Below are 15,891 nucleotides of genomic sequence, written 5' to 3'. Positions count from 1 at the left end.
CATGTATACAAAGCAAATCGCCGAGTATTACCATTGGGGGAGGACGACTTGCCTGAGCGGAGGAGGTGAAATTTGCGCAAATTAAAATATGTTTTTGCGCTCAGCCTTGTCTGTATATGCCTGGGGAATAGCTATTGCTCACCAACAGGTCTCAATATAATCCCGACTGCTGACGTCCTTGAAAAGGATGTCTTTATGGTGGAGACCCCATACTCTGGGGGGATGCGCTTTGGCCCCGAGGGGGATTCATATGTGCTCCTCCAGATAGGAGCGGGTAACGGTGTAGAGGTCGGCGTAGACCAGAGAATAGAAGATGGACACCTTGATGCTTGGATGAACGCCAAATGGAGATGCTTGGAGGAGGATGGTGGTCGTCCAGCAGTTGCTATAGGCGTCCAAAACTTCTCTCGTAATACGGAGAAGCAGCCTTACCTGGTAATGAGCAAAAGCTTCAAGCCTGCTCGACTGCATGCTGGGGTGATTAAAATGGAGGGTGTTTCCAGCGTGATGCTTGGATTTGACAAGACCCTCAGCCCGAAGTTTGCAGTCCAAGCGGATTATATCTCAGGCGAAGAGAATGGATTAACAGCTGGATTTAGGTTGCAAATAGGGAAAACGGCCACCCTGTGGGCGGCACACAGTTTTCCAAATAGTTCTGCAACAAAACCAGACTACTTCATCAGACTAGGCTGGAACGCAACCTTCTAAACGAAGCCTACCAGGCAGTCTTTACCCCGTGCCCTCCTTCATTAGCAAACGTTAGATGAAGGAGGGCATTTTTAACGCACAAGGTTTGCATCTCAAGTTTTATGGACAAAACCCTGTTTGCTTTTCTAGCTTCTCTGGCTATGAAGCTCAACGATAAGCTATTTCAGCTTCATAGTATACCTAATTGATTGGAACAAGGGGCGGAATCCTACCTTTTCGTATGCGGCACGGGCGGCAGCATAGGCCTCGTCAAGACCAGTTTCGACCTCGACGTATCGGCAGCCCTTTTCGCGCATTAGGTTGAGCACATGTTTGTAAAGTGCCTTTCCTATGCCTCGCCCTTGAAATGCTGGGTCTACTGCGTTATTTCCGATCTCTCCAAGCTCACCGTCGTGTAAGATATATGTAACGAATCCAACAATCTTGCCATTTAATTCGGCAACCCATACGCAATCAGGGCGGCTTCTGAGCGTATTTCGAATTTCCTCTGCCTTTCGCTGTTGCCATGTGATGCCGCCGAGAATGCCATATAACTTTTCTCTTCTTGCGTGAATAGTTGATTCGCCGAAAGCAGCCACTATAATCTCGGCTAGCCTCTCTTCATCTTCAAGCCGTGCTGGGCGAATTGTTAAATTGTCCATTTTTAATACTCCTATTTCGGGCGCCAACTGGCAGAAATTATCCGTTCGGCATCGAGGTCTAGTTGAATGCCAACTAGTTCTGCGCTACCTTGGCAAACATCAAACCCCCATGCCCTAAGATATTCCTGGGTTTCTGGGGAAGCACATTCGATAAATACTTTGCCGCGTGTCTCAAAGTGAATCCTAGGAGCAAGAAATGCTTCTCTTACGTTTAAGCCCCTAGCAATATGAACAAGTGCGCTGTGCATATTGCCAATGATTTTTCTGCCGCCAGTTGCTCCAATTGTAATAAATGGTTCTCCGTCCTTTAGTATAATCGTTGGCGACATGTTGTTGAGCGGTCGCTTCCTTGGGGCAGGGGAATTCGCTTTGCCTGGGGCGGGGTCGAACAAGAACATGCCGCCGCTCATAACCATTCCGGTGCCAGGAATCACAACTGCCGAACCCAGTCCAAGGCCATGGGTTAGCGTAAGAGATACGAGATTGCAATCCTTGTCAACTGCAGAAATATGCACCGTGCCTCCTTGGCCCGCTTGGCTTTCCGGTCCCAGGTTCGTCGGTTTTTGGTTTAGAACATGCTTGACTCTAAAAGCCAGTTCTCCAGCATAGCCGCTTTCGATTAGGCTAAGATAAGGGAATGATACAAAAGCTGGGTCGCCAAGGTGGTCGAAGCGGTCCCACCAAACTAGGCGCAAAACTTCTAAACGTGAACGAATTTCCTCCGGACTGTTTGGTTCGAGGTCAATCATTTTGCTAAGTTGGTCAGAAACTAAGGTTGCCTGCAGCGGGCTTATCCCACCTGCCGGGGGAGGCGCCGTCATAATCGTCAGATTACCGACTGCGGCTTCGATTGCCTGAGGAGTTCTAGGACGATAGGCAGCCATGTCTTCATAGGTAAGTATTCCACCGTATTGTTGAACATGTTTTGCAATATGATGCGCAATTTCTCCCTTGTAGAAAGCATCTGGTCCATTTTTGGCTATTGCTTTAAGGACCTCTGCAGATTCAGGGTTTGGTACTATTGTGCCCTCTGGAAGTGGTTCTCCATTTGGGTAGAACATGGCTTTTGTGCCAGGATATTGCATAAACGTCTCCGCTTGATTTTTGAGGAGTCCAGCTAAGTAAGTGTCTATATCAAAACCCTCATAACAAGCTTGAATAGCGGGTTGGATAAGGTCAGAAAGGCTCATTGTGCCAAATTTCTCAGCGGCGTGCGAGAGTCCGGCAACTGTACCGGGCACCGATATACATAGATATCCTCGCTGGTTTGCCTTGTTTGCGTCCACATAACGGTAAAGTGCATTGGGGTCTTCTACAAGCGAATACATATTCTCATGTGCTGCGCCCGGGGCTTCAGTATCGAAATCTATGCAATGCGTTTGCTTTTCATTGGCAAAGTGAATAACAATAGCACCACCGTATCCACATATTCCGTTCTGGTCTGGTCGCACAACCGCTGAGACCCATGCGGCTGCCACTGCTGCATCAACTGCGTTTCCGCCTTCCGCGAGCACGCGCTTTCCAACTTCTACCGCCCTAGGATGAGGTCCGATGACTTCACCAGTTTTTATGCTTATGCATTCGTTATCCATAGGATTTGCAAGCCTCCCCGCAATTGTCTTTCTTAACCAATTTTTCGTCTAGGAATTATAAAATTCCTATTGTTGCTCTCTTAAATATGGGCTAGCAGTGAATGCCGTTGTGATTGGCATCAGTTGTAGAAAGAGTTGTTTTCTTAGTGGCGGATGATTTAATTAGCCTTCGATATGTAACACAAAATAGACGAGATAGGGATGTTTGTTATTGGCGCTTAAGTAATATCTCAACCGGCGACCAGCGATCGCTTAGGATTGGTCCTGTAGGGGCGTAAGTCATTTGTTCCGCAAGACAGCTGACTATATGTCGCATGTCTATACCGGAATTGGGCGGGAGTTTGACTCTTTTTGCCGCTTTGGCTGCTTCCTCTGCAGTAAGAGATTTGCTCCGGCCATTTTGGGCGACAAGGATTATATTGCCGCTGCGATGTCCAATAAAGGAAGTTGCGTTTCCGAAAATTGCATGAAGTGTGCGTGCTTCACAGCCATAAAGGTCGTCCGTAACGGCAAGGTTAGATGCTACCACGCCATTCGGAGCTAGCGCACGTTTTACTATATTGAAGAATTCAACAGTGGTGAGATGAAACGGCACATAGTCGTCACTATAAGCATCGAGTATTATCCAATCGTATTTCGGTTTCTTATTTGTGATGCAACAACTCAAAAACCAACGGCCATCTCCAATGTATATGCGAGTATTCTTGCTTGGTCGCCAATAAAAGTACTTCTGTGCTAGTTGGACAATTGTGGGGTCTATTTCTACTGCATCTATCTTCACGCCGGGAACACACAACTCTAATGCTCGAGGGATAACTGCCCCACCTATCCCGATAATGCAAACCCGCTTGGGCTTGGGTTGGTAAAGCATTGCGGCAAATGATAGCATTGTATACTCGGAAGAATGGTATCGGAGATCTCGCATATCAATAACACTTTGTGGCGAACGGAATTGGGCTTTTCCAAATACCAACTTACGTACTGGTCCTTCTTGATAGATGTGGATGTGGTGATAAGGTGTTTCTCGCTCAAGGATTGTAGTAGCGGGCATTTGCATAAACTTTTCTGCTTCCTTGCGCGCTTCTGCTTGCGCTTTCTCTAAAATTGGGCGCATTTCCGAAGGAGGAGTATTGCTAAGGAGGTAGTTTTGTAGTGGATACTGGTATGCCTTAAGTGCATGCCAAGATGAACCGTTATGGCGACATCCTAATATTACCGCAACCACAGCCAATATCGCAGTTAGCCCAACAGCCAGGAGAGTTCTCTTTAATATAACAAGAGCAACAATTAGAGCAATTGCAGCCAGTGTTATACCGGCAATCACCGTAATTGCTGTTAATGGGAGCATTGGTATTAGGTAAAAGGCAGTAACCAGGCTTCCACCAAAGCTTCCCACAGTGGAGATAGCATATAGCAAGCCTGCATGGTGGCCAGCTTCGGTATGCACCTTGGTTGCTAGTTGAATGCAGTACGGAGATACGCTTCCAAGTAGAACCATGGGTGGACCATACAAAATGATGGACGCAAACAGCGCTCCCCATTTTAGCTCAAGCCCCGTTTTGCAGAGCCATCCCGAGAGTAAATCTTGATAGAGTGGTGTGGCGGCAACATACAAACCTGCTGCTGCGGCCAAGGTTATGGGAACGAAAGCCGAAATTGATTTTCTAGTTAGCCGACCTCCATAAGCATAGCCAATTGCAAGCGTGACTAGGAAAATTGCAATAACACTGCCCCATACGTAAATGCTGTTGCCAAAATAGGGAGCTAGAACGCGTGCGGCTACCAATTCTGTAAGCATTACGAACCAGCCAGTTGCAAATACCAAGAGCCATATTGATATACCATATAGATTGCTTGCAAATGCCATTAATGTTCTCCCTTTTATTTACTGGCTCTTCTTCTTAGCCTTTCTTTTATTAGCATAAGCGGTTATAGAACAATTCAAACACTTATCCAGCATATTGTCAATCCTTGATTTTAAACAGTTTTTCATTTGTTTTGGCCTGTGAAATTTACCTAAAGATGGATAGGTAAACTGCCGAAAATCGAATTGAAGAAGTAGGCTTTTTACAGATGGAAACCATTTTGCCTTGGTTGTATATTTGCAAATTAAGTGTAGGAGGGATTTGAATTGCGCAGACGAATGATATGCGCCGCATTGGCTCTGGCGTTTGCGCTCCAGATGGTTGTCGTAGTCAGTTTGCCTGTCTATGGGGGCACAACGGGTATAATTTCCGGTGTCGTGGCTGATTCGGCAACCGGCGAGAAGCTGGCTGGAGTCAACATTATTGTTGAAGGCACGGATTTAACGACGGTAACAGATTCCAATGGTTACTATGTCATAACTAACGTGCCTCCTGGGGATTATAAGGTAACGGCTAGCCTGGTAGGCTACTCCGACGCGCGGGCAGAAAAGGTGTCGGTGCTTATGGATGTTACTGCTACCGTCAATTTCTCGATGGAGCAGGCCGTGGCTGAGGAGGAAGAAGTTGTCGTTACCGAGTCAAGGCCGATGATTCAAAAAGATATGGTTCCCACAATGTATGTGGTTGACCAACACCAGGAAAAGATGGTCAGAAGCCAGCCCCAATTCCTTTATCAAGCCCCAGGGCTAGTGGCAACACAGCCAGGAGTAGTATCTGATGCTGAGGGTTATCCCCACATTCGAGGAGGGCGCGTGAACCAGGTGAATTGGATGCTCGATGGCATTCCAATTACCGAACCGCTTACAAACTCCTTTGGTACAAACGCTGCAACTGTTGGCATGGATAAGATGGAAATCTACACAGGTGGATATAGACCTGAGTATGGGAACGCAATCTCCGGCGTATTCAACCAGGTGGTAAAAAGCGGTCGAAACTTCCCTGGCGTGTCCCTCGAGGTAATCGGTGGGTCGAATGCTTTCAAGGGTGTTTATCCCGAGATTGGTGGAGCAACTCCAAATGGACTTGACTACTATGTCGGTGCATATCTTTGGCATTCGGAGTTTGAACGACTGCAATACAACGAAGCCGACTGTGCCGATATGATTGGCAAGTTTACCTACCCAATGAACAATAGGAATAAGCTTACACTGTTAGTGGCAAACGGTTCGGCTAAATATCAGTTTCCTTCTGTTCATACTTATACATATGGCACAAGCGGACTTGTTGAGATTCCGCCTGAGCGTGACCACCAACACCAGTCTTATTCGCTTACAGCGCTTACCCTTAACCATACTATTAACTCTAAATCATTTTTTACGCTCAGGTCCTATCTGTTGACCAATAAGTGGCAGGTTGATGCAATATCTGACGACATTGGATATTGGTGGGATGCCAAGTCGGAGACGTTTGGCCTCCAGTTTGATTACACTAATCAGCTCTCACCAAAGCATCTGCTTAAGGCAGGTGCGATTCGCATGGTGAGCGACAATAACTACTGGGCGACTGTGCCGGCTTATGGCGATTATGAGTATACCGCCAATACCGATACAGTGCAGACAGGCCTTTATCTTCAAGACCAAATGACCCTTAACGACCGGTGGTCTGCCGAAGTCGGCTTGAGGTATGACCGCATGAAGTATGACAAGGTCGTCAACCCTGATACTTCTGAATCACAGCTCAGCCCGAGGTTGGGACTTGCCTACGTCGTTGACCCAAAAACGCGACTACGATGCTCGTGGGGTAAGATGATTCAGTTTGTTTACACCCAGGCTATCGAGCGCAACTATACGAACCCTGTTTGGAATGAGTGGTACGGACTTGGAAACGCTGACCTGAGACCGGAGCGCAGTTCACAGTTCGACATTGGTTGGGAACGTGAAGTTGCAAAGGATTGCTTGCTTCAGATAACGCCATTCTACAGGAAGTTCGTTGACCTTCTTCAAGTGCGGTCTATCAACCCTGAGGACCCAACTGCACCTCCATTTGTGTATGATAATCTCGGCGAGGGAACTAGCAAGGGAGTCGAGATTATGTTCAAGAAGCGCCCGAGCAATAATTGGTCGGGCTGGTTGGCATACACCTGGTCTGTGTCTAAAGCCCAGGCTAGCAATGATAGAGAAACCGTCACGCCTGGTGTAATGCAGTATGTGGATTGGGACCAGAGACACACTGCCGTGCTCGTGCTAAACTACATGAATAAGGGTTGGAGCTACAGTCTGATGGGAGAGTACGGGAGTGGACTTCCCTATAACCTTGCCGACGAGCCAGTGAATTCTCGCCGCGTTTCGCCCCACCTGGTTTTCAATTTAAGCATAATGCGCGAGATTACCGGTGGCTGGCTGCCCCAGGGACAGATGTACTTGCATATCGGAAACCTATTCAATGTTGGGGGAGCACTGGATAGGGGTGAAGACGGCGAACCAACAGCATGGATTTCGCCAAGGTTTGTAAGTATGGGATATGTAAGAAAGTTCTAAGACGTATTACCAGGTTTTTATGAGCTGAAAAGGCGGGGCTAGACGCTGGCCCCGCCTTTATTTTTCCAATGCAAGCACAAATGTTGCTAAGTTTTTGGTTGAAGGCTTGTTTTCACTCTTTTGCAAATTTCGCTCGCAAAAGTTTACTCATTAGAAGGAATAATGCTTTGGGTAGCGGAAATGAGGAATTTGGTAATGATACTGCAATCGCCAGCTTTGTCCTTAGCTATTGTCTTTTTTAACTTATAAGTTTTCGGAGGTACTACGGTGATTAAGGAGTTGGAAGTAGCTTTAATCGGTTTAGATACCAGCCATACAATTGAGTTTGCAAGAAGGATGCAGTCACCAGATTGTGCACCAGAGCAAAGGGTTGTTGGAATGAGAGCTGTCACCTGTCTCAGGTTCGAAACGCCCTTCCAAGATGAGGAAGGCTTGAATAAGAGACAGGAACAGTTGGAGCAGTGGGGAGTAAAAGTTACAACTGACTTTGAAGAAGCAGTCGCCAACTGCGATGCGATAATGCTTGAAATAAACGATCCTGCTTACCATTTGGAGTATTTCACCAAATGCGCCGACCTTGGCAAACCAATATTCTTGGATAAGCCATTGGCTGACACAATCGAAAACGGCAGGAAAATCTATGAATTGGCGAAAGAGAAAAACGTCCGAGTTTTCTCGGCGTCTTCTTTGCGCTTTGTGCCCCAGCTAATTGAGGCTTGTAAAACAATACCTGTGCCGAAATTTGTTACTGTGTATGGCCCGCTCGGTAAGGCTCCAGCAGGAAGCTCGATTGTATGGTATGGCGTCCATGCTTTCGAAATGCTCGAACGTGCGATGGGTCGAGGAGCGATTGCAGTTACAGCTCGGCGCGATGGTGCGGGCGTTGTTGCAATTGTGGATTATCCTGAGGGTGTGCGCGGCGTTGTTGAATTGAATGAGGGTTCGTGGATTTACGGCGGTTGTCTGCGAACAAAGGACAAAGCTGAGCCCTTTGTCGTAAATATGGCTAGGGCTTACTCAGATGAGCTTGAGCTGGTGGGGAAATTCTTCCAAGGCGGCGATGTCCCTGTCGAAATGGAGGATACACTGGAAGTAATGGCAATGCTAGACGCCGCAGAACGCTCTGTACAGAGCGGCAAAACCGAATCGGTTCAAGTGTAGGTGGACCCCATAAATAGCATACAAAGCTAATAAAGCTATTGACTCACCTTGTTTATCTTGCTATAGTGTCGCACATGTAGCAAGCGTTTCTATGCATTCTAGAGAAGTTAGGAATTCCATCGCTCTCGATTGCCGACTGGAGTGTTGTAATGTGAGACCAGACGAAATTGGTTGCTATGTTGAAATGCGAGTTCGCCCGCATGCTTCTGAATGCTCCAGGATTCGGCGAATTGTATCGTTTCTAGCGCTTAATAAACTTCATGATTATGCTGCTACCTGTGACCTTGAACTCGCTGTAGGCGAGGCGTTCAGCAATGCAATAAAATATGGAGGCGGCGACAATATCTTCCTGGTAGTAAATGCCACGTCTTCTCGAGAGTTGGTGGTCGAGTTTTATTACAAGGGAGAAAGCTTCGACACAGCGATTGAGTTTCCTAATGATTGCTTGAGTGGCAATGGCGGCTTTGGCAGATATATCATGCGCGAGGTTCTCGATGATATAGAATATCGATTCCTTGATGGCTACACACGTCTTCGCATTGTAAAGCGAGCTTTTGACTACTAAAATCCTCTTTTTAATAATTCAGTTTTTGCCGAACCGAAACTATCTACATTGATAAAGATGGTTCATCAACTGTGGTCATTGTTGCGGATGCTAGCCAATGGTTCGCTCGATAACTATGAGTGCAATATCATCGGAAAGCTGGCCTCCAGTCCAGTTGTTGATGGCTTTGAGTATTGCGTCCAACAGATACTGGCAAGAACGAGCGCCGAATTTTTGAATGATTTTTTTGAGTTCTTCTGCCCCAAAGAAGCTTAAATCGTGCCGGGCTTCAATGATTCCATCCGTATAAAGGATGAACTTGTCATTGGGGTTTAGCATGGTTGAGTGCTCTTCAAACTCTAACTTCTCTAAAACACACAGCGGCGGTTGGCCGAGTAAGAGGGTTTCTACTTCGCCAGTCGTTCCCCTGCGTACCAAAGGCGGAGGTTGTCCTGCGATTGAGTATCCTAACTTTCCCGTGTCAAGGTCTAGAATGCCTAGGAATAATGTTACAAACGAACCAGAGGTATAACCTTGGTTGATAAGGACGGAATTTGTGTGGCTAAGGGTTGTAGCTGCACTTGATGTTTCGTATGCAAAAGCTCTTGCTGTGCTCCGGGTCGAAGCCGCAAGTGCCGCTGCCTCAATTCCTTTGCCAGATACATCGCCTATGAGAATTCCTATTCTTCCCGATTCCGTGGGGAAAACATCGTAGAAGTCGCCGCCAATCTCTGCTCTTAGTGCTGGTATATATTTGGCTGCTACGTTGTATCCCTTACCAATAGTTGGTTTTGGCGGCAATAGGGCTTTTTGCAATTGTGCTAATTGCTGTTGAGCCTCAAGGCGTGCCTCTGCTTCTCGCCTAGCCGCTTCACGTTGCGCCTCGTAGAGCCGCGCATTTGCTAGCGCAAGTGACACTGAATCACCAAGCTTTCGGGCAAAATTAACTTCCTGGTCTGAAAAGCCAATGGGTTCCTTTCGGCGAATAATGAAAAGAATACCTATTACCTCATTTCTTATAATGAGAGGAACAAGCATAATTGATTTAGCGTTAAAAACTTTTGCGGCGGATGCAATAATTGTCTCTTTCGAAACATCACTTATCGCCAAGGGTTCTCGGCTTGCGGCAACCAACGCAAAAGCAGGATTTTCCTTGTCGCTAATTCGCAGCCCCCAAATGCTCTCAGGCAGATTATGCAGATACTTAACCACCCAAGAGTCATCTTCATGCACGCATACCCCAACTGCGTCGGCGCCCGCCAATCTGCTGGTTTCTTCAACGACACGTCGCATTATCTCATCGTAGTTGAAAGTCGATATAAGCGCGGTAGTTATTGTGCTGAGTACTGCATTTAGTTCTTCAATCTGTTTTCGCTGGGTAATGTCCCTCGCAACTATAATTGCCCCTATTATTGCTCCTTCTTCGTTCCTTAACGGGGATATGCTAATTTCCCCATGGAAATGGGACCCATCTTTGCGAACTAGGATGTGCTCGGTGTGCACAGTTTGTCCTTCGGAAACTAGGCGGGCGGTTTCTCTCGCCCGAGGCTTGTCCTCTGGAGCAACCAAATCAATGACGTTCATCCCCAGAAGCTCTGCGGCAGAATAGCCTGTTATCCCACGCATTTTAGCGTTGGACATCGTGATTGTTCCATTTAGGTCTGTTACAGTTATCGAGTCAGGAGAGGTTTCCATTAGGGCGCGATATTTCTGTTCACTATCTCTGAGGGTATCCTCAGTATTCTTTCGCTCTGTGACATCAAGGCAGAAAACCGAAATAGAACTTATTTCTTTTGTGCAGGGGTTGATGTTTGGAATGGCTATGACATCGAAGTACATAGTGCGTCCGCCAATGTTGAGTTTTAAATTCTCTGTCTTGAGCGTTTCGACGGTATCCCTGAGGTGATCTAATGGCGGTTTTAGTTGTTTTAGTTCGGATGATACTTCCCAAGGGGTCTTGTTTAGTGCATCCGCAGGTTCTTTAAGCCCTAAGTTTTTGACTAGCGAGGCCATATGGTCATTTAGAAAAATAATCCGGTAGTCTGGGGATGATAAAATGAAGAATAAACAAGGAATCTTTGCAAGTGTGGCAACTAGTATTGAATGAAAATCCTCCTGCGGTATGCTTGATAGTATTCCATTGGCAAGGCTAGCAGCCATTAAATATCCACTTCCCTGGCAGATGTGGTTCCTGCCTTTAAATTGTTATTGGAGCTAGCAAGCATGATTTTCATGCAAGTGCTTTTTGCATTAAGAAGCTTAAAATATGTACTTTTTTGTTGTACCATTAAATGCGGAGCAGTGAAACGTGATTAAATATCTTCGCGCCGAGGCTTAACTTTCAGACCATGTTTTCTGTTCGTCGCGTGTCATGTGGCGTTTATCGCCATAGGAGTATACTCGGATTGCGGCAAAGGGTTGGATGGGGCATTTTGCTTCGCAAATTCCACACCCGACGCACTTCTTTTCATTAACAAACGGGCGGTTGGTTCCATCAACTACCTTCCAGTAAATGGCTTTGTAGGAGCAGTGTTCGTCACAGACTAGGCATTTCTTATCAGCATACCAGGCAATGCATTTGCTTCGATCAATGCAAGCTGTACCAATAAAAATGTGCTTCTTTTCTGCTGTGTCGAACGGTTCGATTGCATTAGTTGGACAGATACTACCGCAGATATTACAGTCTTCCTGACAGTATCCGATTCTTGGCATGAGAATTGGCGTCCAGAAGCCTTCAATTCCTGCTTCGTGGAAGGCTGGTTGTAAGCCATTCGTGGGACAAGCTTTCATGCACATTCCACACCTTACGCACCTGGCTATGAACTTATCCTCAGCTACCGAACCAGGCGGGCGGATGAGAGTATCACTGCTCAGCTTAATTGGCATTTCGCCATTGATGGCGAGCTTGCGAGCGGGGTCTACTTTGACTAATGCGGCAAAAGCCAGCCCGATTCCCGCACCTTGAAGCACATGTCTCCGTGAGATATCAAGCGCTGTTTCTTTATGACGTTCAGGCTTCAATCGAATGCCAAAGCTCACGGTGTTTTGTGGACATATCTCAACGCAGTCAAAACACACAATGCACTCGGTGGCTTTTGTGAGCCTGGGGTTTTTTGGTATTGCATTCATTTTGCAGTCGGTTCTGCAGCGCGAGCACTCATTACACTTTGTTCCGACTTTTCGTTTGAGTATTGGAGACCATGAAAATAGACCTAGGAGCGCACCAAGTGGACAGAGGTTTCGACACCAGAAACGGCGCGAGATGCTATTAAGCCCAATAATTGTGGCGAAGATAGCAAAAACTAGAAGGCTACTTCGGAAGTAAACTTGAGTGTTCGAAACGAAAGGGCGCATTCCTAGGAAGCTGCTTATTCTTGTTCCTAGCCAAATAGTTGGTTCAAATGTGCCGGACGCCCAAGCGTTACCGAGCTCGTTTAACCACTTAAGCATCATTTGCACAGGCGCTATGAATGCAAGAATGACAGTTCGTGTGAATAGGCACATTGGGTCAAGCAAGTAAATTGCCTGTGTGGTAAATAGAGCAGTCACAAATAATCCAGCTAGGATGCAGTACTTAATTTTGTGAGGCGAATTTGAAGTCTTTTTACGTCGGTTTCGGAAGAAAAGTGCATCGGATATATCAAGGGTTGTGCCTAAGGGGCAAATCCATCCACAGAATACCCTTCCTAGGATTATGCTCAGCACGATGATAATTAGGGAAAAGCTGATGGCTTCCCAGATTAGAGTTCGCGACGCAATGCTCGCCCCTAAAGCAACCAGCGGGCTGAGTTGGACGAAAAGGTCGGTCGCAAGGTTATGCTCGAAAGGGTAGGCGGTTATAAGTATCAGCACCAGGAAAATGACAAGAAAGATAATTTGGCAGATTCGGCGGACGGTCTTTGTCATCGTAGTAAAAATATGGAATGGTGTAGTATTGGCTTTTGGCTCTCGGCGAAATTGGAAATCTCGGTTATACTCAAGCCTTCAACCATATATTCATACTCGCTTAATTGTTACTTTCTTCAGATTGATTTGACCTAAACCATGGGCAGCGGCTGCTGTGATATGGCCTATGCTTGATGGTTCTTTGCCCAAAAGGGTTGCGGCATATGCATCAATTGCAACTGGGTCGGTGGACGCAATCACCTGGCCAACATCTTTTGTCTCCCCCGGCCCCTTTGGACCGCGGGTTAGCAGTATGCGGACGGCGTCTAATATAATTAGGTCGGGCTTCACAGCGGTGAAGTAGTCGGCGATGCATTGGTTGAGGCCGTTTTGGTGCCATGCCTGTCGGTTCCAATTTGCGCCCATCATGTTTTTTAGGCTCGCAGTTATTCCTGTGCTGCCGTGAACTTTGGCAATGGGTACATTGATAAAGCAATCAGCTTCCAGTATAAATTTCGCGCATTCGTCGGATTTCAAAATCTTGCCTTTCGGAATATTGATTTTCTTGTATAGGCTTCTGCTGTGGCCAGAAATAAGTTGGACGCCTAAATCAGATGCGACTTTTGCGGCGCCGTTAGCTTTGAATGCTGCTGGTCCATTATCGCAGGTGTGATCAAATACTATGATAGAGCTTGCTCCAGCAGCTTTACACAACTTAATTATGCCAGCAAGTACCTGCGGGTTTGTGTTTGCGGCGGTTTCTGGGGTTCTAATCCATGCAAGGTTGGGTTTGATGAGAACCTTGCTTCCTTTTTTTACGAACTTTCCAATTCCGCCAAGTCCATCAATTGCTTTTTTTACAAGGCGCTCAGGAGACCCCTTGGATGCAATGCTCAATGTTGGTTGCCCGGCGGCTTTGGCTTCTTCTAAGATGTCAAGGAGCTCGTCACCTGCTAAAAGAAATCCGTAGGTTGATGCACCTACTATGCCTGCACGTCTTAAGAATTCCCGACGACTGTATTTGTTTTCCATTTTATCCTCCATAATACTTAATAACTAATGGAGAATTCAGCTTACCCGCCTTCGCTAGACATTAACAACTTTTCTAATTATTTCCATCTTGGTTGGGTCATTTGTGCCAAGCCTCTTTGAAGCGGCGGTTTCGATGAATTTTGTTGGACGCCCTTCCTGTGCTAGTGGCTTTCGGCCAATCTCAGCACGCCTTTTTTCGATTATTTGCCAGCCCATAAAATCAAGAGCCACGGGATCAGCTGCAAAAAGAAGCGATTTGTATTCCCAAACAAAATCGGGTCTGTATCCGGGTCCGCCGTGGCATTGGGGCCTAATTGCATCACAGACGATAAGCCTTGTTTTCTCTCTGATTGCCGGAACAGAGTTTAAGTCAGCCAAATAGGGGTCACAACCGTTTGCATGATGGTCGCCAGGGTTGTTGTGCGACCCATAGTGGTTTTTCATAGCACAAGTAATGCCAGAAATACTATGGTCTTTAAGGATTGGCACGTTAATAAGTGCAGTAATCTTTTGTGTTAATATTTTGCTCAAGCGGCCGTTAAAACTGCCCATTTGTGTTGGTTCATCTTCATAGTTGCCTTCTGTTCCATAACATTGGACGCCTGAACCGCTATTATTGATAACAAAGCCGGCGCTCTTCATCTCTCGATTGTTGCGGTCCCATACGATGATGTTTGCCGCTGGAATACCTGCACTTCGAAGGCCAGCTATTAAAGACGCCACCACTTCTGGGTGGGTGGATGCGCCAACTGAAAATAGGCAGTTGACTTTTATCCCAACGATATCATTAGGCTTAAATAGCTTTTTCCATGCGGCCGATTCTGTCTTCTCCCCAGTAAATGCTTTGATACCTTCTGCGACCATTGAGTTTAAAACCTTCTGGTCGAGGCTGGGGTCGACTTCGCCTACTGATTCCATCCCGAGTTTTGATGGAGTGTTGGTGTTTTTGTCTCTATCCACGATGATGTTTGGGCTTGTAACGACTACGATACGGGATTTCTTGGAAGTTTCTTCTGCAATGGCTCCAAGAGATGCTGAAGCTGCGCCGTATATGCCGATTCCGGCAGCAGCTCCTTTGAGGAATTCTCTGCGTGTAAGTTTCCACATCGTACACACTCCTGAATAATTTTTACCTAATATTGAGCGCCTGCGATATTTACCTTAAGAGGCAGGTTCCAATGGCGAAGCAAGCCATCCTTTAACTGGGGTTCCGATTGGAAGGTTACGGCAGTATTTCCTCTGGTTTGAACCAGATTGCAATCTCGGCCTCCGCATTCTCTGGGGAATCAGAAGCGTGCACCAAGTTGTATGTTACGCTCAAGGTATAATCGCCTCGAATCGTGCCTGGCTGTGCTTTGCAAGGCTCGGTTGCTCCGGTCATTGTTCGCACAATTTCGATTGCATTTTCACCTTCTAATACCATTGCGACTACAGGACCGGAGGTTAGGAAGCTTACCGCTAGCTCATAAAACGGCTTGCCTTTGTGAGCTGCATAGTGGCGCTCGGCCAGCTCTCTTGAAGGCCGTATGAGCTTTAGGGCTTTGATTTTGAAAGTGCGATTTTCGAATCTGCTAATAATTTGGCCAACCAGCCCGCGCTCAAAAGCGTCCGGCTTGATTAGCACAAGTGTGCGTTCCATCTGTTCACCAGATTAATTTTTTTCTGAAACGGCGAAAGTATAGCAAACAAGGGTAAGTGTGTCAAGAAACATCTGAAAGTAAGATTTTTGCCTTGACTTGATTGTATAGACTGCCTATAATATTATTGAAAAATCTCATAATTACGAAAACACATCGTTAGAACAGGCGATCCCATTAATGGGATGGTGCCGGGCTTGTGTTAACAAGCAGCAGGTTCAACCTGCGGGACTACTCTGTCATTTGTACCCGCAGGTTTTTTGTTTGCGAAAATGATGGAAAAAAGTTT

The 15,891-nt window shown here is 46.5% G+C and carries 12 protein-coding genes and 1 riboswitch; of the genes, 4 read left to right on the top strand and 8 right to left on the bottom strand.

The features are described 5' to 3' along the window. Nucleotides 1-72: 72 nt before the first annotated feature. A complete protein-coding gene (locus QHH26_05660) occupies nt 73-708 on the top strand; it encodes a hypothetical protein (GenBank protein ID MDH7481452.1) in 636 nt (211 codons plus the stop codon). Nucleotides 709-866: 158 nt separating this feature from the next. Here QHH26_05660 and QHH26_05655 read toward each other — a convergent pair whose 3' ends face one another. The 3 genes from QHH26_05655 to QHH26_05645 all read right to left on the bottom strand — a co-directional run bounded on the left by QHH26_05655 (nt 867) and on the right by QHH26_05645 (nt 4,808). After that, nucleotides 867-1,349, bottom strand: a complete 483-nt coding sequence (locus QHH26_05655) for a GNAT family N-acetyltransferase (protein ID MDH7481451.1) — start codon at nt 1,347-1,349, stop codon at nt 867-869. 11 nt (nt 1,350-1,360) lie between these two features. Beyond that, the gene (locus QHH26_05650; protein ID MDH7481450.1) at nt 1,361-2,941 is read right to left on the bottom strand and encodes a gamma-glutamyltransferase; all 1,581 of its coding nucleotides are present in this window, start codon (nt 2,939-2,941) and stop codon (nt 1,361-1,363) included. A gap of 208 nt (nt 2,942-3,149) precedes the next feature. Further along, nucleotides 3,150-4,808 (bottom strand): fused MFS/spermidine synthase, encoded by a 1,659-nt coding sequence (locus QHH26_05645; protein ID MDH7481449.1) that lies wholly within the window; start codon nt 4,806-4,808, stop codon nt 3,150-3,152. A 264-nt stretch (nt 4,809-5,072) separates the two neighbouring features. Here QHH26_05645 and QHH26_05640 point away from each other — a divergent pair, with 264 nt between their 5' ends. The 3 genes from QHH26_05640 to QHH26_05630 all read left to right on the top strand — a co-directional run bounded on the left by QHH26_05640 (nt 5,073) and on the right by QHH26_05630 (nt 9,069). Then, the gene (locus tag QHH26_05640) at nt 5,073-7,343 is read left to right on the top strand and encodes a TonB-dependent receptor (GenBank protein MDH7481448.1); all 2,271 of its coding nucleotides are present in this window, start codon (nt 5,073-5,075) and stop codon (nt 7,341-7,343) included. 267 nt (nt 7,344-7,610) lie between these two features. Beyond that, entirely contained in the window at nt 7,611-8,504 is an 894-nt protein-coding gene (locus QHH26_05635) for a Gfo/Idh/MocA family oxidoreductase (protein MDH7481447.1), read from the top strand. 151 nt (nt 8,505-8,655) lie between these two features. After that, nucleotides 8,656-9,069, top strand: coding sequence for an ATP-binding protein (locus QHH26_05630; GenBank protein ID MDH7481446.1), 414 nt, complete (start codon nt 8,656-8,658; stop codon nt 9,067-9,069). A gap of 90 nt (nt 9,070-9,159) precedes the next feature. Here QHH26_05630 and QHH26_05625 read toward each other — a convergent pair whose 3' ends face one another. The 5 genes from QHH26_05625 to ndk all read right to left on the bottom strand — a co-directional run bounded on the left by QHH26_05625 (nt 9,160) and on the right by ndk (nt 15,604). Next, a complete protein-coding gene (locus QHH26_05625; protein MDH7481445.1) occupies nt 9,160-11,208 on the bottom strand; it encodes a SpoIIE family protein phosphatase in 2,049 nt (682 codons plus the stop codon). Nucleotides 11,209-11,382: 174 nt separating this feature from the next. Then, nucleotides 11,383-12,954 (bottom strand): 4Fe-4S binding protein, encoded by a 1,572-nt coding sequence (locus QHH26_05620; GenBank protein ID MDH7481444.1) that lies wholly within the window; start codon nt 12,952-12,954, stop codon nt 11,383-11,385. Nucleotides 12,955-13,044: 90 nt separating this feature from the next. After that, nucleotides 13,045-13,965, bottom strand: a complete 921-nt coding sequence (locus tag QHH26_05615; GenBank protein MDH7481443.1) for a DUF362 domain-containing protein — start codon at nt 13,963-13,965, stop codon at nt 13,045-13,047. 54 nt (nt 13,966-14,019) lie between these two features. After that, the gene (locus QHH26_05610) at nt 14,020-15,072 is read right to left on the bottom strand and encodes a DUF362 domain-containing protein (GenBank protein MDH7481442.1); all 1,053 of its coding nucleotides are present in this window, start codon (nt 15,070-15,072) and stop codon (nt 14,020-14,022) included. A gap of 115 nt (nt 15,073-15,187) precedes the next feature. Continuing rightward, a complete protein-coding gene (gene ndk / locus QHH26_05605; protein MDH7481441.1) occupies nt 15,188-15,604 on the bottom strand; it encodes a nucleoside-diphosphate kinase in 417 nt (138 codons plus the stop codon). A 148-nt stretch (nt 15,605-15,752) separates the two neighbouring features. Further along, nucleotides 15,753-15,838, top strand: a riboswitch (NiCo riboswitch). Nucleotides 15,839-15,891 lie beyond the last annotated feature (53 nt).

The sequence above is a fragment of the Armatimonadota bacterium genome (assembly GCA_029907255.1).
In the GTDB taxonomy this organism is placed as follows: Bacteria; Armatimonadota; UBA5829; order DTJY01; family DTJY01; genus JAIMAU01.
Note: the sequence above shows the minus strand (reverse complement) of the source record. Positions and strands in the feature narration are given on the sequence as shown.

Excerpts from the sequence above, each read along its gene's own strand:
- QHH26_05620 (MDH7481444.1), bottom strand. The coding sequence starts at position 12,954 with ATGACAAAGACCGTCCGCCGAATCTGCCAAATTATCTTTCTTGTCATT.
- QHH26_05615 (MDH7481443.1), bottom strand. The coding sequence starts at position 13,965 with ATGGAAAACAAATACAGTCGTCGGGAATTCTTAAGACGTGCAGGCATA.
- QHH26_05625 (MDH7481445.1), bottom strand. The coding sequence starts at position 11,208 with ATGGCTGCTAGCCTTGCCAATGGAATACTATCAAGCATACCGCAGGAG.
- QHH26_05610 (MDH7481442.1), bottom strand. The coding sequence starts at position 15,072 with ATGTGGAAACTTACACGCAGAGAATTCCTCAAAGGAGCTGCTGCCGGA.
- QHH26_05650 (MDH7481450.1), bottom strand. The coding sequence starts at position 2,941 with ATGGATAACGAATGCATAAGCATAAAAACTGGTGAAGTCATCGGACCT.
- QHH26_05655 (MDH7481451.1), bottom strand. The coding sequence starts at position 1,349 with ATGGACAATTTAACAATTCGCCCAGCACGGCTTGAAGATGAAGAGAGG.
- QHH26_05645 (MDH7481449.1), bottom strand. The coding sequence starts at position 4,808 with ATGGCATTTGCAAGCAATCTATATGGTATATCAATATGGCTCTTGGTA.
- ndk (MDH7481441.1), bottom strand. The coding sequence starts at position 15,604 with ATGGAACGCACACTTGTGCTAATCAAGCCGGACGCTTTTGAGCGCGGG.